This window comes from Polaribacter litorisediminis, from assembly GCF_019968605.1.
In the GTDB taxonomy this organism is placed as follows: Bacteria; Bacteroidota; Bacteroidia; order Flavobacteriales; family Flavobacteriaceae; genus Polaribacter; species Polaribacter litorisediminis.
Map to the genome: position 1 here is coordinate 2,834,532 of NZ_CP082966.1, position 20,078 is coordinate 2,854,609.

General features: G+C 31.9%; 15 protein-coding genes. 7 read left to right on the forward strand and 8 right to left on the reverse strand.

Annotation, left to right across the window (positions count from 1 at the left end):
- Positions 1 to 339: 339 nt before the first annotated feature.
- The gene (locus tag K8354_RS12110) at positions 340 to 1,341 is read right to left on the reverse strand and encodes a DUF6588 family protein (protein ID WP_223440004.1); all 1,002 of its coding nucleotides are present in this window, start codon (positions 1,339 to 1,341) and stop codon (positions 340 to 342) included.
- A 49-nt stretch (positions 1,342 to 1,390) separates the two neighbouring features.
- Positions 1,391 to 1,888: a hypothetical protein gene (locus K8354_RS12115; protein WP_223440006.1), complete on the reverse strand. Its 498-nt coding sequence runs from the start codon at positions 1,886 to 1,888 to the stop codon at positions 1,391 to 1,393.
- A 279-nt stretch (positions 1,889 to 2,167) separates the two neighbouring features.
- Between K8354_RS12115 and mdh the strand changes: the two genes are divergently transcribed.
- Both mdh and recQ read left to right on the forward strand, forming a co-directional pair.
- A complete protein-coding gene (gene mdh / locus K8354_RS12120) occupies positions 2,168 to 3,094 on the forward strand; it encodes a malate dehydrogenase (RefSeq protein ID WP_223440013.1) in 927 nt (308 codons plus the stop codon).
- A gap of 171 nt (positions 3,095 to 3,265) precedes the next feature.
- Positions 3,266 to 5,377, forward strand: a complete 2,112-nt coding sequence (gene recQ, locus K8354_RS12125) for a DNA helicase RecQ (protein WP_223440017.1) — start codon at positions 3,266 to 3,268, stop codon at positions 5,375 to 5,377.
- 105 nt (positions 5,378 to 5,482) lie between these two features.
- On the opposite strand, the gene K8354_RS12130 is transcribed toward recQ, so the two are convergent.
- Positions 5,483 to 7,159 carry a formate--tetrahydrofolate ligase gene (locus K8354_RS12130; protein WP_223440024.1) on the reverse strand — a complete coding sequence of 559 codons (1,677 nt, stop codon included), beginning with the start codon at positions 7,157 to 7,159 and terminating at the stop codon, positions 5,483 to 5,485.
- Positions 7,160 to 7,564: 405 nt separating this feature from the next.
- Between K8354_RS12130 and K8354_RS12135 the strand changes: the two genes are divergently transcribed.
- The 4 genes from K8354_RS12135 to obgE all read left to right on the forward strand — a co-directional run bounded on the left by K8354_RS12135 (position 7,565) and on the right by obgE (position 13,595).
- Positions 7,565 to 8,161, forward strand: coding sequence for a hypothetical protein (locus K8354_RS12135; RefSeq protein ID WP_223440026.1), 597 nt, complete (start codon positions 7,565 to 7,567; stop codon positions 8,159 to 8,161).
- Between the two features lie 150 nt (positions 8,162 to 8,311).
- A complete protein-coding gene (gene secDF, locus K8354_RS12140; RefSeq protein WP_223440034.1) occupies positions 8,312 to 11,287 on the forward strand; it encodes a protein translocase subunit SecDF in 2,976 nt (991 codons plus the stop codon).
- Positions 11,288 to 11,409: 122 nt separating this feature from the next.
- Positions 11,410 to 12,528, forward strand: a complete 1,119-nt coding sequence (locus tag K8354_RS12145) for an adenylate kinase (RefSeq protein ID WP_223440049.1) — start codon at positions 11,410 to 11,412, stop codon at positions 12,526 to 12,528.
- 77 nt (positions 12,529 to 12,605) lie between these two features.
- Positions 12,606 to 13,595: a GTPase ObgE gene (gene obgE, locus K8354_RS12150; RefSeq protein WP_223440051.1), complete on the forward strand. Its 990-nt coding sequence runs from the start codon at positions 12,606 to 12,608 to the stop codon at positions 13,593 to 13,595.
- Between the two features lie 141 nt (positions 13,596 to 13,736).
- Here obgE and K8354_RS12155 read toward each other — a convergent pair whose 3' ends face one another.
- The 4 genes from K8354_RS12155 to K8354_RS12170 all read right to left on the reverse strand — a co-directional run bounded on the left by K8354_RS12155 (position 13,737) and on the right by K8354_RS12170 (position 17,607).
- Complete coding sequence (locus tag K8354_RS12155; RefSeq protein ID WP_223440053.1) at positions 13,737 to 14,213, reverse strand: hypothetical protein; 477 nt, start codon at positions 14,211 to 14,213, stop codon at positions 13,737 to 13,739.
- Positions 14,214 to 14,254: 41 nt separating this feature from the next.
- Positions 14,255 to 15,505 carry a tetratricopeptide repeat protein gene (locus tag K8354_RS12160; RefSeq protein ID WP_223440061.1) on the reverse strand — a complete coding sequence of 417 codons (1,251 nt, stop codon included), beginning with the start codon at positions 15,503 to 15,505 and terminating at the stop codon, positions 14,255 to 14,257.
- Positions 15,506 to 15,514: 9 nt separating this feature from the next.
- Positions 15,515 to 17,071 carry a M56 family metallopeptidase gene (locus K8354_RS12165; protein ID WP_223440069.1) on the reverse strand — a complete coding sequence of 519 codons (1,557 nt, stop codon included), beginning with the start codon at positions 17,069 to 17,071 and terminating at the stop codon, positions 15,515 to 15,517.
- Between the two features lie 173 nt (positions 17,072 to 17,244).
- Positions 17,245 to 17,607 (reverse strand): BlaI/MecI/CopY family transcriptional regulator, encoded by a 363-nt coding sequence (locus K8354_RS12170; protein WP_223440070.1) that lies wholly within the window; start codon positions 17,605 to 17,607, stop codon positions 17,245 to 17,247.
- A gap of 237 nt (positions 17,608 to 17,844) precedes the next feature.
- On the opposite strand from K8354_RS12170, the gene K8354_RS12175 reads away from it, so the two are divergent.
- Positions 17,845 to 18,345 (forward strand): DUF456 domain-containing protein, encoded by a 501-nt coding sequence (locus tag K8354_RS12175; protein WP_223440078.1) that lies wholly within the window; start codon positions 17,845 to 17,847, stop codon positions 18,343 to 18,345.
- Between the two features lie 177 nt (positions 18,346 to 18,522).
- Here the strand turns inward: K8354_RS12175 and tnpC are convergent, their stop codons facing one another.
- Positions 18,523 to 19,899 carry an IS66 family transposase gene (tnpC, locus tag K8354_RS12180; protein ID WP_223440086.1) on the reverse strand — a complete coding sequence of 459 codons (1,377 nt, stop codon included), beginning with the start codon at positions 19,897 to 19,899 and terminating at the stop codon, positions 18,523 to 18,525.
- Positions 19,900 to 20,078 lie beyond the last annotated feature (179 nt).

Below are 20,078 nucleotides of genomic sequence, written 5' to 3' on the forward strand. Positions count from 1 at the left end.
ATTGAAATGAAATTATAAAATAAGATTAGGATAATTTAAAATGAAAAAAAAGGTAAAAGAATTTAAATTCTTTTACCTTTTTTTAATATGTTCTTTTTAAATTAGTGTTGTCCGATTAAAATTAACTAAAGTGTTTTAAAGTATTGATAATATTGATTTTGAAGAGCCCTTAAAATAGAATACCTTTCTTTTAAAACCGCTTTAGAATTTATGATGTATCGAAAAATTTAAAATCATAATAATACTGTTTTTCAGCTAGTTACATTCAAGTCTTTGTTCTTGATTCTAACAGCGAAAGCGGTCTTTTTATCTTTTATCGGACAACAATGTTTTTGAATCTTATCTAATACTAAAACCTGCACTTACGGTAAAAGTATCATACTCTTGCAAGGCATAATCAGCGCTTAAATTAAGGAAAAATAATTTAATTGATAAGCCTAAATTTGCTCTCATAGAATTTCCTTTGCTGTTTAAACTTACAGGATTTACATATACATTTTCACTTGTTGTATAAGTTCCTAAAATATCCACATCAGTATTGTAAGAAGCAGTACCAATACCCCCATACAATGTTAAAATAGAAAGTTTCTTTGAGGCTAATAACTGAAATAAAAATGTTTGTGTATTAAACTCTAACACCTGATTTGATTGGAAGTTTTCTGAATCTACGATAAATTTTGACCTCACATCATTCCAAGCAACTAAAGCAGAAAAATCAAACGGAAGTCTTTTCACAAAAGGAATCCATTGCTTTAAATCATGCATAACACCGATACCAAATGTAGAAAACTCGTAGTCATCTGCAGTTTGTTTAGGTATAAATCTAATTTTTAAATCGGTGTTTTTAAAAAGTCCCACACCCAATTGCACCATCGCGGAAGGCACGACATTAAAACCAATAGCCTCTTTTAGTCCAGATCCTGGTAAAGTAGAAGCTGAAGTAATAACAGTTCCATCAGTATCATAAAACGTTAATAGAGGCCTATCATTCAATGCTTGAGAACCAAATATTGTCGGTAACTCTGCAGATGAGCTACCATCATATAATTTAATGTTCGTATAATCCGCATTATTGAACGTAAATGTTTCATCACTTGCAGGTACAAAGGCAGCATTTGCAATAACAGCAATATCTATTCCTAAAAATTTGTGCGTTTTAGCTGTTGTATACCAACCCCCATTTATTCCATTTCCAAAACCCGCAATAAATGGTTTAAGATACCCTTGCATAAAAGTCTCAGTATCTGCTGAACCACCATCAAAAATTGTTCCTAAATCTATTTGCCCAAAGGAAACAGCGCTCCAAAGCAAAAAACATAAAATTGTTATATTTTTTTTCATACTATTAAAAGTTTATTGATCTAGTCGTTTTAGTTAAGACCTTTATTTTCTAAAGGCCAACTGTACTTTTAATAGTAGGAGTTACGACGATTACAAAAGCATCACTTTCTATAGGCGCAGTAGCTGTTCCTTCTATAATTACAGAAATTGTACCTGCATTAATATCATCGAGGATATTACTGGCACTCGCGGGAATTTCTACAATTGTTTCGGTTGATGACAATGTTAGTTGCTGCTCAAATAAAATGGTTTCGCCCGTTGTTACTTTTAAAGTACCCTCTATAGAGGTTCCTGAATACCCTTTTAAAGCCATAGCAACAGTCTCTACATCAGCCTCTATAAAAGTTGTTGCATTATTTAAAAGGTCAGATATATCTGCGGTGTCTTCTATTCTATAGGATGTTAAACCTTTTAAACCTATAACATCTATTTCAGTTGGAAATGAGTCTATAACAACAAACTCTACAGATTCATTAGTTTCACAATTACTGAGCAAAAATACTGTAAAAAGTAAAACTGCAGTTTTCATTAATTTCAATTTTTTCATGATTATGTATTTGGGTTATTAATCAGTAGTCAAAGATAAGTAATATGTTTTTTGAAATAAACTTTTAAAGACCAATATTTTAATAAAAATATTGGTCTTTAAAAACTAAACATCTTATGTAAGATCATAATAAATAGAATCTTTCTCTTTTTTTATCTCAAAATAACACTTCAAAAAACCTTCAACTTATTAGAATTTTGAAAACAATTTAAACTGAATTTTGAATAATATTTCGTACTTTTACGTCTATTATTTTAACAGAATTAAAAGTAGATTTATATGAAAATTACAGTAGTTGGTGCGGGTGCCGTAGGTGCAAGTTGTGCAGAATACATAGCAATTAAAGATTTTGCTTCAGAGGTTGTTTTGTTAGACATTAAAGAAGGGTATGCAGAAGGAAAAGCAATGGACTTAATGCAAACGGCGTCTTTAAATAGTTTTGATACAAAAATTACAGGAAGTACAAATGATTATGCTAAAACTGCAAACTCTGATATTTGTGTAATTACTTCTGGCATCCCTAGAAAACCAGGAATGACGCGTGAAGAATTAATTGGAATTAATGCAGGAATTGTAAAAACTGTTTCTTCAAATTTAATTGAGCATTCTCCAAACACCATTATTATTGTAGTTTCTAATCCTATGGATACAATGACGTATTTAGTTCATAAAACTACAGGTTTGCCTAAAAATAAAATTATTGGAATGGGCGGAGCATTAGATTCTGCTCGTTTTAAATATAGATTAGCAGAGGCTTTAGGAGCGCCTATTTCTGATGTTGATGGTATGGTAATTGGTGGTCATTCCGATAAAGGAATGGTGCCTTTAACAAGATTAGCAACTCGAAACTCTGTACCTGTTTCTGAATTTATTTCAGAAGAAAGATTAGATCAAGTAATGCAAGACACCAAAGTAGGTGGTGCAACTTTAACGGGTTTATTAGGTACTTCTGCTTGGTATGCTCCTGGAGCAGCAGTTAGCGGATTAGTGCAAGCAATTGCCTGTGACCAAAAGAAAATTTATCCTTGTTCTACTTTATTAGAAGGTGAATACGGTTTAAATGATCTTTGTATTGGAGTTCCTGTGGTTTTAGGTAAAAACGGAATTGAAAGCATTGTTGAAATTAATTTAAGTGATGCTGAAAAAGCTCATTTAGCAGCATCTGCTGAAGGAGTTAAAGCAACTAACGGATTGTTAGAGTTATAAAAAACGTAGCATCTTTTTTTAATCTTACAAATAGCATACAAATTAAAAGCCTTAAAGATCTTCTTTGAGGCTTTTTAACCTCTATAAAAAAGGAAAAAAGGGGGTTTTATTCAGGTAAATTCAAGTTGTAAATGGTATAATACTTATGTTTGTACTTAAATTGCTACCAAAGTGGAAAATCAAACACAAACTCTTTTAAAAAAAGTATTCGGCTTCGAGAAATTTCGTCCGTTACAGGAAGAAATCATCAACCGAACCATCAACGGTAAAGATAGTTTTGTATTAATGCCAACCGGCGGCGGAAAATCGATGTGTTTCCAAATTCCCGCATTGGTTTTCGATGGAATTACCATTGTAGTTTCGCCACTTATTTCCCTCATGAAAGACCAAGTACAAGCTTTAAAATCGAACGGAATAAAAGCCGATTTTTTTAACAGTTCTATCTCTTCGCAAGAAGAAAATGAAGTAATTAACAAGGCTATTAATGGCGATTTACAATTATTATATCTATCCCCAGAAAAGCTAATATCGGTTCGTAATACTTGGTTACAACAACTAAATATAAAATTAGTAGCTATTGATGAAGCGCATTGTGTGAGTATGTGGGGGCATGATTTTAGGCCTGAATATACACAATTAAAAGTATTTAGAAAGACATTACCAGAGGTGCCTTTTATGGCATTAACCGCCACTGCAGACAAATCTGCTCGGAAAGATATTGAGGAGCAATTAGGCTTAACAAACTCCAAATTATTCATATCTTCTTTTGATCGAAAAAATTTAAGTATCGAAGTACGAGGACAAGTCCCAAAAAAGAAAAAGCTACAAGAAATTGTAAATTTTATAAAACGACGAAAAGACGAAAGTGGTATTATTTATTGTTTGAGTAGAAAAAACACAGAAGAAGTAGCAAGTTACCTGAAACAAGAGGGTCATTCCGTAGCGTTCTATCATGCAGGAATGAATCATGAAGAAAGAGAAAAAACACAAACTGATTTTATAAATGATGACACAAAAATAATTGTTGCCACCATTGCTTTCGGAATGGGGATTGACAAATCGAATGTTCGCTTCGTAATTCATTATAATTTACCAAAAAACCTCGAAGGTTATTACCAAGAAATAGGAAGGGCAGGAAGAGATGGGTTACCCTCAGAAACTATGCTATACTATAATATGAGAGATTTTGTGCTGTATAGCCAATTTGCAGATGAGGGTGCAAATACTGCTATGCAAAAAGAAAAATTAAATAGAATGCTTCAATTTGCAGAAGCTAAATCATGCAGAAGAAAAATATTATTGTCTTATTTTGGAGAACATCTTACTGAAAACTGCGGCAATTGCGATGTTTGTGAAAATCCGCCGAAAGATTTTGAAGGCACTATTCTATCACAAAAGGCATTGTCAGGAATCGCAAGAATGAAAGAAAAAGATGGAATCACGATGTTAATTAATGTATTAAGAGGAAGCAATAATGCAGATATTCACGCAAAACAATATTTTAATTTAAAAACATATGGAATAGGAAAAGATGTTAGTTTTTTTGATTGGCGAGATTATATCATTCAAATGGCAAATCAAGGATTGATAGAAATAATGTACGCCGAAAGTTCTGCCTTAAAAATAACACCTATTGGGTGGAAAGTTTTAAAAGGAGAAAAAACGATACGATTAACAACTCCTGTAAGTGCAGAGGATAAAAATAAATTACAAAAACCAGCAAAAAGTACGACCATAGGCGAAACGAATCATGACTTATTTGCAGAACTTAAAAAAATAAGATATACAATCGCAAAAGAAGAAAAGATGCCAGCTTACATAATTTTTAATGACAAATCATTAAAACTAATGGCAAGTGAACTTCCCACAACCGAAAATGAATTTTTAGCGATTTCAGGAGTTGGAATGAACAAAATGGAAAAATATGGTGAGGAATTTATGAGTATCATTCGTAAATTTAAAAACGTAGCTCGGCCCCGTAAAATTCCTACAACACAAAAAACCTTTAACTTGTTTAAAGAAGGTTTACATCCCGCAGAAATTGCAGAGAGAAGAAATCTTTCAATAACCACTATTTTCTCGCATCTATCTCAATTATTTACGGAAGGAAAAGAAATTGAATTAGAAAAATATGTAACGAAACAAACTGTTGATCAAGTTCGGGTTCTTTTTAATGAATTAGGTCGAAAAATGGAGCTGAAACCAATTTACGACAAACTAAACGAGCAAGTTTCTTACAGTGAAATACGGTTAAGTATTGCGCTCATTCAAAAAAACGAGTGAGCCATTAAACGTAAAGACCTCACAAATTTAAAAAATCTGTGAGGTCTGGTATTTCTATCCAATTGAATTTTCTACTTTGGGGAAATGTCTGAAAGACAATGGGGATTAAGATAATCCAGAAATAACACCATCATCATCAATCCTCATATTTTCTGATGCTGGTTTTGATGGCAAACCTGGCATTCGCATCATTTTTCCTAAAATAGGAATTAAAAATTGTGCCCCTGCCGCAATTTCAATTTCTCGCACTGTTATTGAAAAATTTTCAGGACGACCAATGAGTTGATCATCATCAGAAAAAGACTTTTGAGTTTTCGCCATACAAATTGCAAAATCATCAAATCCTAATCTACTAATTCTTCTCAAATTCAATTGCGCTAATTTGCTATACTCAACATTTTTTGCACCATAAATTTCCTTAGCAATTTTATCTATTTTGTCTTTCACAGGACTTTTCCAATTATATAAGGGTTGGTATTGAGTTGCAGAATTTTCAACAACATTTACAACAGCATTTGCTAAATCTTTGGCGCCCTCTCCTCCTTTTGCCCATCCTTCAGACAAAACAGCTTCTACATTTAAACTTGCACATTTTTCAATCACAAAATTTACTTCATCATCAGAATCTGAGAGAAACGAATTAATTGCGACAACCGGTTCTATGTTAAATTTTCTAATATTCTCTATATGCTTTTCAAGATTCTTGAAACCTTCTTTCACTTTTTTGATACTTGGCGTATTATATTCATCTTGTTTTGCGCCTCCATGATGGCGCAAAGCTCTAATTGTTGCGACTAAAACCACACATTTCGGATTTAGTTTTGCAAACTGACATTTGATATTTAAAAATTTTTCTGCCCCTAAATCGGCACCAAAACCTGCTTCTGTAACGACATAATCAGATACCGATAAGCCCATTTTTGTAGCAATAATAGTATTGGTTCCTTGGGCGATATTGGCAAAGGGGCCTCCGTGAATTATTGCTGGATTCCCCTCTAGCGTTTGCACTAAATTTGGTTTAATCGCGTCTTTTAGTAAAATTGTCATCGCATTCTCTGCCTTTAAGTCGCGCGCAAAAACAGGTTTATTCTCAAAAGTAAATCCGACTAAAATATTCCCCAAACGTTCTTTTAAGTTTGCAAGATTAGATGCCATACACAGAATTGCCATCACCTCAGAGGCGGGTGTAATATTGAATCCGTCTTGTCTAGGAACCCCATTTGCCCTACCACCCAAACCAATCGTAATATCTCTTAAAGCACGATCATTCATATCAATAACGCGTTTCCAAAGAACAGTTCTCGCATCAATATTTAAAGTATTTGTTTTATTTTGTATCGCATTATCAATTAAAGCTGATAATAAATTATTTGCTTTTTCAACAGCATTAAAATCTCCAGTGAAATGAAGGTTAATATCTTCCATAGGTACAACTTGAGAAAATCCACCACCTGCTGCCCCGCCTTTCATCCCAAAAACAGGTCCTAATGATGGCTCTCTTAAAACCACCGTGGCTTGCTTTCCTATTTTATTTAATCCTTCGGTTAAACCAATAGAAACTGTTGTTTTTCCTTCCCCTGCTGGAGTGGGCGTTAATGCAGTCACTAAAACCAAATTACCTTTTTCTATTTTTTTATCATCAATTAACGAGAGCGGCAATTTTGCTTTGTATTTACCATACATTTCTAAATCGTCTTCTTCTATATTAATTTTGGTTGCAATTTCTTTTATATGTTGTAATTTTATAGCCTGTGCTATTTCTATATCCGACAGATGTGACATATTCTTAATAATTAGAGGTTTTTTTTTATCAATTCATAAATTTAAGACAAACATTTTTAATAATAGATACTATTTCTAAAGTTTTATAGCAATCCTAACATAAAAATTTAGACACAACAAATGAAACGATTTTACTCGTTAAATTACCTTAATGGTTTCTTATTTTTTTTTCATCCCATAAAACCAATTTTCATAGATTTTAGGCTGCTTTTATCTAATTTTGTTCCCAATAAAATCGATAAAATTACCTTTTAAAGAAAGTTGCGTATGTTTTCGGGTAATTTTCTTCCTTTTGGAATTTTAAATTTAATGTAATCTTGAAATCTAATTACCAATAAACGATGCCATAAGATTACTTTTTACTGTTATTGAGAGTAATCTTTTTTATATATTTGACCCATGAATGTGAAGTGGTACATTAGCACACTATTTTTAATACTTATCTACTGGGGAGGGTTCCAAGAGCCAATTTCTGTGCGGAACCAAGAAATTGTTTTAGAATTTTTTGACACTAAAATCAACCAAAAAAATATTGAAAGCATCAGTACTGATATTCAAGAAAAGCTTTTAAAAATTGGTGTTTCTAATATTAAAATTCAAGAAACCGCAAATGGTACTTTAAAAATTTCATATTTTAGTATCGTTCCTACAGAAACAATTAAAGCTGCTCTGGCTGAGGATATAGACCTTGTTTCCGATCAGAAATCAAAAAATAATCAAAATAACACTCCTTCTTCTCATTATAATATTGATATATATCAGTTAACCGACGAAGCAGATTTATCAAATTTAGATGATAAATTTATATTTGAAATTAAGTATAACTCTGACAGATTTACGAATAATTACAAGTACGCTCACACAAGAAGTTTACAAATACACCATACAAATCAACTTTTTAAAATCGCTTATAAAGCGAACAAAAAAAGTCCTTTTACAAAAGATCGCACTTCACATAAAGAGCCAGAAGTTAGAGCTGGACCCTGCATTTACGATATCTAAAGATATATTAGTTTACATATTTCTTAAACTACTTTAACCTCATGAGTATGAAACTCATAAATAAAAAACATTCCATAAGAATAATTGTCAAATTTTAAGAGAAGTTATATATTTGCCCGCTTTTAATTTTTTGAACAAAAAACATATCAAATGCAAAACAAGGGACTTATTAAATTATTCGCAATCCTTTTCGGATTGGTGAGTTTATACCAATTATCATTTACATTTCTAGCGAATAAAGTAGAAGATGATGCTGTAATTTATGCTGATAGCAAAGCAGATGAAAATGACGCTAGACAAAAAGCAACCTTCGAAAGAAAATTTTTGGATAGCGTTGCGAACAAAGACATTATCGATTTAGGGATTGTGCAATACACTTATAATGACGTAAAAGACAAAGAAATGAATCTTGGTCTTGACTTAAAAGGTGGTATTAATGCAATTTTACAGGTTTCTGTAAAAGAAGTTTTAAAAAGCTTGTCTAACGACTCTAAAAACGAAGCCTTTAATAAGGCTTTAGATGCCGCAGATGTTAGACAGAAAAATAGTAATTTAAATTATTTAGATTTATTTTTTGAGGAATTTCAAAAAATTGCTGGAACTACAAAATTAAGTGATCCTTCTATATTCGGAACAAAAGCTTTAAGCGAAAAGATTTCTTTTGACGAAGAAAACATTACCGTTAGAGAAACTTTACAAGAAGAAATTAACAGTTCTATTGGTACTGCTTTTGAAGTATTAAGAAGTAGAATTGATAAATTTGGAGTTACGCAACCAAACATCCAAAGAATCGGAAACTCTGGTAGAATTCAGATTGAGTTACCAGGTGCAAAAGATGTTGAACGTGTTACAAAATTAATTACAAGTAAAGCTGAATTACAGTTTTGGGAAGTACACACCAACGCAGAAGTTCAGAACTTTTTCTTTGCAGCCAATGCAAAAGTTGCCGAATTATTAAAAGATGATTCAGCAGTAAAACAAGTAAAAGACTCTATCAAAGAAGATGATATCGACGCTCTTTTAGGAGAAGAAAATGATTCTACACAAGTACAAAAGAATTTATTTACGTATTTATTTCCTAATGTAGCACAATCTCAACAACAATTAAGTTCTTTAGTAGGACAAGCTAGAGTTTTAGATACCGCAACTGTAAACGATTTATTAAGCAACAAAGAAGTAAGAGCTTTACTTCCTAGAGAATTAAAGTATGTTAAATTTTTATGGTATTACAAGTCCTCAAAAGGAAATGACGGTTCTGAATTAATAGGTTTATATGCTATTAAATCTAATAGAAATGATAAACCAACGATAGAAGGTGATGTTATTTTAGATGCGAGACAAGATTTTGATCAGTTAAGCAAACCTGTTGTGAGTATGACGATGAATAGTTCAGGCACAAAACAATGGGCCAAAATGACTGCTGACAATGTAGGGAATTTTGTTGCAGTTGTTTTAGATGATTATGTGTATACCGCACCTTCTGTAAACCAAGCAATTACTGGTGGAAATACACAGATTTCTGGTGGTACCATGACGATTGAAGAAGCGGAAGATATTGCGACAGTTTTAAAAGCTGGTAAATTGCCTGCTGCTGCAAGTATTATTCAAGCAGAGGTTGTTGGACCCTCTTTAGGACAAGAATCTATTGATGCTTCTATAAGCTCTTTCGGATTAGCAATTCTGTTAGTTTTACTTTGGATGATTTTATATTATGGAAAAGCAGGTTTGTATGCAGACGTTGCTTTAGCGGTAAACATCTTATTTATTTTCGGTATTTTATCATCATTCAGCGCTGTGTTAACATTACCTGGAATTGCAGGTATTATCTTAACAATCGGTATGTCTGTAGATGCAAACGTGATCATCTTTGAAAGAATAAAAGAAGGCTTGTTTAAAAAGAAAGGATTAAAACAATCTGTAGAAGAAGGTTTCTCTGTAAAAGGAGCTTTATCTGCCATTATAGATGCGAATATTACAACCTTATTAACAGGTATTATTTTATATGTTTTTGGAACAGGCCCTATTAAAGGTTTTGCTTTAACATTAATGATTGGTATTGCAACCTCTTTATTTACAGCGGTTTTTATTACACGTTTGTTAATTGATGGTGCAGTGAATAAAGGTGCCAACCTAACCTTTAATACAAACTTTTCTAAAGGATGGTTTCAAAACATCAATGTTGAGTTCTTAAAGAAACGTAAAATTGCATATGTGATTTCAGGAGCCATCATTATTGGTGGTCTTATTTCCATTTTTACATTAGGATTAAAACAAGGTGTTGACTTTAAGGGAGGTAGATCTTATGTTGTTCGTTTCGATCAAGATATGAATGCCACAGAAGTTGCAGGAAGTTTAAAAGATGCCTTTGGTTCTGCACCAGAAGTAAAAACTTATGGTACCAATAATCAGTTAAAAATAACAACCGCCTACAGAATTGATGATGAAGGATCTGAGGTTGATGAAAATGTACAAAACACTTTATTTACCGGATTAAAATCTTATTTAGGAGATACTACTTACGACAACTTTAAACCAGGTTTTGAAAAGCAAGGTGCAGGTGTTATGAGTTATATGAAAGTTTCGCCAACCATTGCAGATGACATTAAAACTTCGGCTTTGTATGCCGTTTTTGGTTCGTTGCTAATCGTTTTCTTATATATTTTATTACGATTTAGAAAAATTGCTTTCTCTATCGGTGCTGTAATTGCTGTTTTTCATGATGTATTAATTGTGTTAGGCGTATTTTCTATCACCTATAGTTTTATGCCATTTGATATGGAAATTGGGCAATCTTTTATTGCAGCCATTTTAACAGTAGTGGGGTATTCATTAAATGATACCGTGGTCATATTCGATAGAATTAGAGAGTTTGCAGGCATTCATACAAAATGGAAATATAGCGAAGTTGTTGATAAAGCCTTAAGTTCTACTTTAGGAAGAACCATCAATACTTCTTTAACCACATTATTGGTAATGTTAGCTATCTTCTTATTTGGAGGGGACTCTATTAAAGGATTTATGTTTGCCTTAATTATTGGTGTAGCAGTAGGTACCTATTCTTCATTATTCGTGGCAACACCAATTATGTATGACGCTTCTAAAAAAGAAGAAAAGAACAAGGAATAATTCTACTTTAAGATACATTAAAACCGTTTTCTTTATGCTGAATTTGTTTTCAGTATCTAAAAGAAAACGGTTTTTTTTATCTTGTAGGTTTTTAAAAATAAGACCTTTATATTTGCATACTTATGAGCATTATAAAACTTCACGATTTACACTTTAAACCTTATATTGATAAGGAAGAAATTGCGGCAACCGTTAAATTTCTTGCACAAAGAGTTAAAGAAGATTTATCTAAAAATGAAATACCAATTTTTGTTGGTATTTTAAATGGATGTTTTCTTTTTGCTGCAGATTTTATTAGAGAATTTAAAGGAAATTGCGAAGTTTCGTTTGTTAGATTAGCTTCTTATGAAGGAACCTCTTCTACTGAAAAAATTAAACATTTAGTTGGTTTAAATGAAGACTTAACAGGCAGAACTGTTATTATTTTAGAAGATATTATAGATACAGGCGGAACGCTCCAAGAAATTTATAATATCTTTAGACATAAAAACGTAAAGCAATTAAAAGTTGTTACTTTATTTTTTAAACCAGATGTTTTTAGAAAAGAACTCCCAATAGATTATATCGGAAAAAATATTGAAGATAAATTTATTGTTGGTTACGGTCTAGATTACGATGGTTTAGGAAGAAATTACCCAGAAATATATCAATTAACACCCATACCAAAAATGAAAAATATTGTATTATTTGGCCCTCCTGGAGCCGGAAAAGGAACACAGGCAAACTTCTTAAAAGAGATGTATAATTTAGTACATATTTCTACAGGAGATGTATTTCGTTTCAACATTAAAAACCAAACAGAACTCGGTTTGCTTGCTAAAAAATATATGGATGAAGGAGATTTAGTGCCAGATGAAGTAACCATTAATATGCTAAAAGCAGAAGTAGATAAAAATGCAGATGCCAATGGTTTTATCTTTGATGGTTTTCCGAGAACAGAATCTCAAGCGACTGCATTAGATGCATTTTTAGCGGAAAAAGGAGAGCAAATTAACGCAATGATTGCTTTAGAAGTACCGGAAGATTTATTGGTCGAACGTTTATTAGAACGCGGAAAAACAAGCGGTAGATCTGATGATACTGATGAAGTTAAAATTCGAAATCGTTTTAATGAATACAATACAAAAACAGCTGTCTTAAAAGATTATTTTAATACTCAAGAAAAATACTACGGTGTAAATGGTGTAGGTTCTATAGAAGAAATTACCCAAAGAATCGCCAACGTATTTAATACACTATAAATTCAAAGTTCAAAATTTAGGATTCAAGGTTCACAAGCCTAAACTTTAAATTTAAAACTTTAAACTTTAAACTTCTTATGACTGAAGGAAATTTTGTTGACTACATAAAAATATACGCTACTTCTGGAAAAGGTGGACAAGGTTCTGTGCATCTTCACAGAGAAAAGTTTATTACCAAAGGAGGTCCTGATGGTGGTGATGGTGGCCGTGGCGGACACATTATTTTACGTGGCGATAAAAATATGTGGACGTTATTTCACCTAAAATTTAAACGTCACTTTAGAGCAGAACCTGGCGGATCAGGAAGCGCAAGCAGAAGTTCTGGAGCAGATGGAGGAGATGTTTATATCGATGTCCCTTTAGGAACCATCATTAAAGATGCAGACACGGACGAGGTTATTCTAGAGATTACAGAAGATAAAAAAGAAGTTATTCTATTACGAGGCGGAAAAGGTGGTTTAGGAAATTGGAATTTTAAAACCTCTACCAATCAAACACCTAGATATGCGCAACCTGGTATGGATGCCGTTGAAGGTTGGTTTCGAATGGAATTAAAATTATTAGCGGATGTTGGTTTGGTCGGTTTCCCAAATGCTGGTAAATCTACTTTATTATCCGTTTTAACGTCAGCAAAACCTAAAATTGCTGATTATGCTTTTACAACGCTAAAACCTAATTTAGGTATTGTGGAGCATAGAAATCATCAAACATTTGTGATGGCAGATATTCCCGGAATTATAGAAGGTGCTGCAGAAGGCAAAGGTTTAGGCCATCGATTTTTACGTCATATAGAACGTAATTCTGCTTTATTATTCATGGTTCCTGCAGATAGTGATGACATCAATAAAGAATACGAGATTCTTTTAAATGAGCTTAAAAAACACAATCCTGAATTGTTAGATAAAGATAGATTATTAGCCATCACTAAAACAGATATGTTAGATGATGAATTGCAAGCTGAAATAAAAGCGGATTTACCAAAAGGCGTAGAAGCGTTGTTTATTTCCTCTGTTGCTCAAATTGGTTTGCAAGAATTAAAAGACAAACTCTGGAAGATGTTAAACTAGCATTGTGCTTTTTTTTGTAAAACTAATTTTCAATTCAAAAAATAGTCTTAAAATCTAAAACAGCTTAGGATTTTAAGATAGATATCTTTTCTTAGAGACCAAGGTTTTAAAGCAAGATAAAAAACAGGCAGCCTTCAAATATTACTCTTGTAATCGAATTTGAATAGGCAACTGATACTTGGTAGTAACAGGCATTCCTCTTTTTATGGCGGCATGAACAATAGGCAATTGATCTACAGCAAGTTGAATGATACTATCCAATGCTAAAAGTTGATTTTTAATGTTTTCTGAAGATTGAATTTCTTTTAAAACAATTTCTCCATTCGAATTGATAATCAAATCAACAAAAATAGTTTCATTGATCGTATCTTTACTCGTAAATATATGCTTTTTGAGCTCCTCTCCTATTTTTTGATGAATAGTATTTCGAAAACAATTTTCTTTTGCTGTTTTATCAATCAAAGAATCACAAACTTTAAAAGACGGGGAAAAATCTACAGAGGTAAAATCTACAAGAGTATCTAACTTCTGTAGTGTATTCTCTTTTTTAAGTGAAAATTGATCACACGAAGTGATAAAAATCAACAAAACGAAAAAATAAAAAACCCGAGAAAACATTGCTTATTTTAAGACGTAAAATTACTAAATTTTAACGACTTTTATTTTAAACTTTCTCCTCTTAAAAAATACTCTTTTTTAATCTCTTTTATTCTACTTCTTACAAAAGCAGACATGCCTTCATCCGTTTCATAAAAGGTTTCAATATATTTTATATAATGTTTGTACGCTATTTTTTTCTCTTTATAATAATCATCAGAGAGTTTTGCTAATTGATATAAGGCTCTATAATTTCTGGTATTTTCTTTATACGCATTTTCAAATGCTCTAATGGCTTGTTGGGGTTTTTTCATCTCATAATAAACGGTTGCCATGCCATAGAACTCCTCATCTCTACTCCTTTTACCCTTAAAACTAGCCATTACATAATGCATTCGAGCTACTTTATAGTCTTTTTGTTGCAAAGCAATATGGCCTAAATAGGTATTGGCTTTGAATTCTTCTGGATCTAAATAAGACAACTTCGTAAAATACTTTTTAGCCTTTTCTAAACTGTCTAAATTATAATATACTTTTCCTAAGGCATTGATACTATAGGTGTCTTTTGTATACAACGTATCAATATTTAGTAGAAATGGTAAGGTTTCTTTGTACTTTTTCTCTTTAAAAAGCTGGTTTATTTTTAATTGATTAAGATCAAAATCATCGGGTGAAATCACCAAGCCCTTATTGACAAATAATTGTGTAGAATCTACATCTTTTAACTTATGAAAACTTTTTGCCAGCCGAGTAATAGACTTTATGTGCAAGGTGTCTTTTTCAAACGTATCAATAAAACTATTAATCATCGGGTCTCTTTCCCCATTTAAAGCGTAAGCGAGCCCTAAATAATAAGAATAGTTAGCATTTTCAAGATCATTCTTAATCAGATACTGAAAAGTAGTAATCGCTTTTTTAGGTTTTCTGTTGATAATGTATAATTTACCCAATTGATATTTTAAAACTAGATTCAAGGAATCTTTTGCTAGAATATCTTCGTAAATTGGAATTGCTTTTTGAGACAATTTTAAAGAACGGTAATTTTTTGCCAACTTTAGTTTTGTTTTTTCATCATCTTTAAAAGTGAGGGCTTTTTCTAGAAAATTTGCTGCTTTTTTATAATTATCTATAGATTCATAAATAACGGCTGTTTTATAGTTTGATAAAAATGAAGGCGCACTTTTATCCAACTCCTTTAAAGCAAGTTGATACCTGCCTTTGGCAAACAAACTATCTGAAACAGCAAAAGTCGAAGTTTGCGCTTCAACTTTTACCATTACAAATAATACTACAATTAAAATTTTCTTTTTCATCGGTTCTCTTTATTCTACAATAATAGTAAACGGAATTGCATATTTTACAGCAACTACTTTCCCATCATTTTCTCCTGGAATCACTTTTGGTAAAGAACTCATCACAGATAATACTTCTGCCTTTATATCTTCATGTGGCGCTCTCACTTGCAAATCAACAATAGCTCCTTGTTTATCAATTTTAAATCCAATAAAAACCCTTTTTCTTCCAGATTCTAAACCTAAAGTTTTTGGCAAGTTTGCGTCAAAATTTGTAGCAAAATGTTTTTGAATCATTTTAGAGAAACAGTCTTTATCTCCTGTTTCACAACCTGGAAAAGTTGGTGCTTTTTCAATTGACATGAATGAAATTTCTTCTGTTTCTGTTACTTCTTTTATAACTGCACTTTTTAACTTTTCCAAATTAATAATGTTAGCAACAACTTTTCTTCCATTTTTTTGTTGATATAATTTAAGGGTTGTTAGTTTTGCAAGTGTATTGTCTGAATTATTTATTTTATCTACTTGTAATTCATACTCTTCTGCTTCTTCAAAAGTTAAATTATCAAAAGTAATTTCATCCCAGTCAGGAGCTGTTGTACCTATATATATATCAAGATAGCTTGTTTCTTCAGTTTCTCTAATTTTAATTGGCTTGTCTCCAAACTTTGTATATCTGATCTGTTGCTGTTTTACAGAAATTTTATTCGCATTCATATTTGTACTCTCATCTGAACAAGAAGTATAAAAAAGCATACTTGCTAATACAGGTAACAAGACTAAATACTTTAACTGATTCATTTTTTTTGATTTGTTTTTCGTCATCATAATAATTCGTTTTTTAATAAATGTTGGTTTATAAAATTGATTGATAAACGTTATGTTTTCAACCTGAAAAAAGCTGGATAGTAAATTGTTGATATAGGTTTCTCTATTTTCTAATTTTACAACAACTGCATCAGAAATATATTCGTGCACTAAGGTGATTCTCTTTTGATAGAAATAAATCATAGGATTAAACCACATGGCTATTTTTAAAATTTCAAAAAACATTAAATCTAAAGAATGCCTATGCTGGCTGTGCACCAATTCGTGCTGAATCACTTTTTCTTGTTGCGAAATAGGAATTTCTTTTCCCAAAAAGATGTAATTGAAAAATGAAAAGGCTTTGGTTTCATTGGGTAATAATATCAACGTAAAATTAGCTTGTTTTGCAACTTTATATTTTCTGATGATATTGATAATCTTCACTAACTTTATCAAAAATAGCAATAAAAAAAGTACAACTCCAAGCCAAAATAAAATGTTGATATAGTTTACAGATTCATAAAAACCAGATTCAGTTATTTTTTGCTGAATTACTTTTTCTGGCGATAAAACAATTTCTGGTAAATGCACAATAAACTCTCGTGGAACCGCCTTTTGAAAGTTTGGTATTTTTATCAAAGGAATTAAAAAAGACAAAATAGGCGTCGTTAATAAATACCATCTGTTTTTAGTAAAAAACGTTTCTTTGCTTAAAAAGAAGTCATAAATCGCCAAGAATAATACTTGAAATAAGATAACTTGAAGGATATAATTGATCATAGGTATATTTTAAAGTGTCACTTCGAGTGATTTTATAGAGATAAAAATCGAAATAAAATTGTATCGAGAAGTGCGTTGTTCTCGATACTATTTTGACGAAAAGTCAAAATCACTCGAACCGACAAATTCTCTAAACTTTTAACTGAAAACTGCATCTGCTTACTTACTGCATACTACTTATTTTTATTCACTTCTTTTAGAATGGACTCCAGTTCAGCAACATCCATTTTATTTTCTTTCACAAAAAAAGAAACCATACTTTTAAAAGAACCATCAAAATAACCATTCATAATTTTGTGTAAACTTTGGTTGCTGTAGGTTTCTTTATCGATTAAAGGAAAATACACATACCCTCTACCCTTGGCTTTATGCCCAACAAATTCTTTGGTTTCTAAAATTCTAATAATGGTAGAAACCGTATTGTAAGCAGGTTTCGGTATTGGTAATTTTTCAATAACATCTTTTACAGAAGTTTCTTGCAAATCCCATAAAACTTGCATAATTTGTTCTTCAGCTTTTGTTAATTGTTTTTTCATAATTTTAACTAATATTTTAGTTTGATATGACAAATATAACTAAATAATTAGTTTAAACTAATTATTTAGTTAGAATTAATCTAACAAATGTGTGGTCATTTCGTCCTATCATAAAATTCAGCAGTGCGAAAAGATGCATACGAAACTTGATGCTTTAGGAAAGATTGAAGCTGGCTATTCAAAGAAAAAATTGGATTATCAATCTCAAATACAGCTATTTATATTTAAAAATTAACGATGGATATTTTTTTATTGATTCTAGGATTTTGCTTTGCTTGCCTCGGAATTATTGGTTCATTTTTACCAATTTTACCTGGCCCCATAACAAGTTGGTTTGGGCTACTGCTTTTATATCTTACAAAAATTATTCCGATTGATTATACTTTTCTCGGAATCACTTTAGCAATTGCAGTACTCATTTGGGTATTAGATTATTTTATTCCGGCAATGGGAACAAAACGTTTTGGAGGTACAAAATATGGCGTTTATGGCACCACTATCGGCTTACTCATCGGCTTGTTTTCTCCGATTCCTTTCGGCATGTTATTGGGCGCTTTTTTTGGAGCCTTTATAGGGGAATTACTCTATGACAACAAAGACACCAAAAGAGCGCTCAAAGCTTCTTTTGGTGCCTTTATCGGTTTTTTAGCCTCTGCTACTATTAAGTTCTCAATAGCAACCGTTTACGTCATTTTATTCGTACTAAAGTTTTGGGAATATAAAAGTGAATTCTTTTAGGGTTATAGAGGTCAGTAGATCCTTACTTTTATAAATTGTTGATTTTTAACAATTTACGTTAATGCAATTCGAAACCTATATTTAGTTTCTCAATAGTTCTCGACTGCGCTACCATTGACGTTATTATTAAATAATTGTTTTTCAGTGATTTAAAGGTCGATTAAAGTTACTTGGTAACTATTCAGCCCAAACAGTAATAAAAGGATTTTTCAGAAAAGCATTTCGAATATTTTCAAGCACATTTTCCTTATTTTTCTTGAGTGTGGTTATGTATCCTCTAATGCAGGCAAAGTAACTTGCATGCGTTTGAGCTCTAAAACAACCAGACACTTTTTGCTTGACTTTAATCATCCTGAGATCTCTTTCGGCTTGATTATTATCAAAAGGAATTTCAGCTTTCTCGATAAATTTAAGAATTAGATATTTGTGTTTTTCTAAAGCAAAAGCTAATCGCTCTTCATCAGTTTTTGTATACTTTTTATCGTATTTTTTTATCACAGGTCTAATGATGTTGACATACTTTTTAAATATTTTGGAATAATAGGATACTTTTAGATTTGGATTTTTCTCTTTCATTTTTTTAGCATCAAGAAGTAATTCTTTAATTTGTTTTGCCCAAGTGGCATTAAAGGCTTCTTCTACATAAATAAGATCTCTTAAAATATGGGCATTGCAAAGACTGTGTTCACAGCCATACCCAAAATAGCTACTAAATCGATCATGAATTAGGGTGCCATTATAAAGTGCCAATAACCCAATTTCATCCATCGCCTGTCTGCCTCTGTTTAAATGATGTGCAAAATAACTGATACTTTTATTACTGATTACATGCATCCAAGATATTTTTCCGTTTAGACGAATACCTGTTTCATCGGCATTTAATATGGGGCTCTGTAATAATTGCTTTTTTATCTCTTGCTCATATCCCTCTAACCGAGTAACACAGACCTCTTGAAAATTAGACAAACTACCTGTAGACATGCTGTGACCTGTTAAATCTGCAATGAATTCTTTACAGCGTGCATACGGTAACATTTGATAATTTTGGAGATAGACACAGAGCGATTTTAGGTTGTTTCCATATTGAGTTTTTTGGGTAACTCCTTCTGGAAACTTTGCTGTATTTTGAGTACCACAAACCCTACAGGTTTTCTGTATTGCTCTATGTTCTGTGACTTGTATTTTTATAGGCGGCAAATCAAAAACTTGTCGGGCATCATAAATCTCGCTGCTCTTTGGTAAGTTATTTCCGCAGCAATTGCATTGGCTAATATCGTGAATTACGGTAGTATCTGGTGTAGCAACCATTTCTAATTTACTTCCCTGATGTCCTTTTTGACCGCCTTGAAGCTTATTGGATTTGGCTCGCAAACTTTTTGTTTTCCGATAAGGATCTTGCGAAGGAGCAACACTACTATTACCACTATTTTTAGGGTTTTCGTATTTTGAGAGTTTGTTTTCTAATTCTACAATACGCAAACGTAGTGCAATATTCTCTTTTTTTAGAATCTCAAAATCTCTTAATAGTTGTTTTATAATCGCTTTATCGGTCAAAAATAGTTGTTTTATCTAAGGTCGGCAACTAAATAATAATGACCAAAAGTTAGCCAAAAATACAATCATTGACTTATGAACCAATGTGAATAAAACAGTGCTTTTTTACTAAACCTTAAGAATCTATTGAAAATCTAACTAAAATTGTTAATAACTAACAAACTTCCGCTGAATAGTTA

Coding starts and splice junctions, on each gene's coding strand:
- K8354_RS12170 (WP_223440070.1), bottom strand. CDS start 17,607: ATGAAAAAACAATTAACAAAAGCTGAAGAACAAATTATGCAAGTTTTA.
- K8354_RS12110 (WP_223440004.1), bottom strand. CDS start 1,341: ATGAAAAAAAATATAACAATTTTATGTTTTTTGCTTTGGAGCGCTGTT.
- K8354_RS12145 (WP_223440049.1), top strand. CDS start 11,410: ATGAGCATTATAAAACTTCACGATTTACACTTTAAACCTTATATTGAT.
- secDF (WP_223440034.1), top strand. CDS start 8,312: ATGCAAAACAAGGGACTTATTAAATTATTCGCAATCCTTTTCGGATTG.
- K8354_RS12130 (WP_223440024.1), bottom strand. CDS start 7,159: ATGTCACATCTGTCGGATATAGAAATAGCACAGGCTATAAAATTACAA.
- K8354_RS12160 (WP_223440061.1), bottom strand. CDS start 15,505: ATGAAAAAGAAAATTTTAATTGTAGTATTATTTGTAATGGTAAAAGTT.
- obgE (WP_223440051.1), top strand. CDS start 12,606: ATGACTGAAGGAAATTTTGTTGACTACATAAAAATATACGCTACTTCT.
- K8354_RS12155 (WP_223440053.1), bottom strand. CDS start 14,213: ATGTTTTCTCGGGTTTTTTATTTTTTCGTTTTGTTGATTTTTATCACT.
- K8354_RS12175 (WP_223440078.1), top strand. CDS start 17,845: ATGGATATTTTTTTATTGATTCTAGGATTTTGCTTTGCTTGCCTCGGA.
- mdh (WP_223440013.1), top strand. CDS start 2,168: ATGAAAATTACAGTAGTTGGTGCGGGTGCCGTAGGTGCAAGTTGTGCA.
- K8354_RS12115 (WP_223440006.1), bottom strand. CDS start 1,888: ATGAAAAAATTGAAATTAATGAAAACTGCAGTTTTACTTTTTACAGTA.
- K8354_RS12165 (WP_223440069.1), bottom strand. CDS start 17,071: ATGATCAATTATATCCTTCAAGTTATCTTATTTCAAGTATTATTCTTG.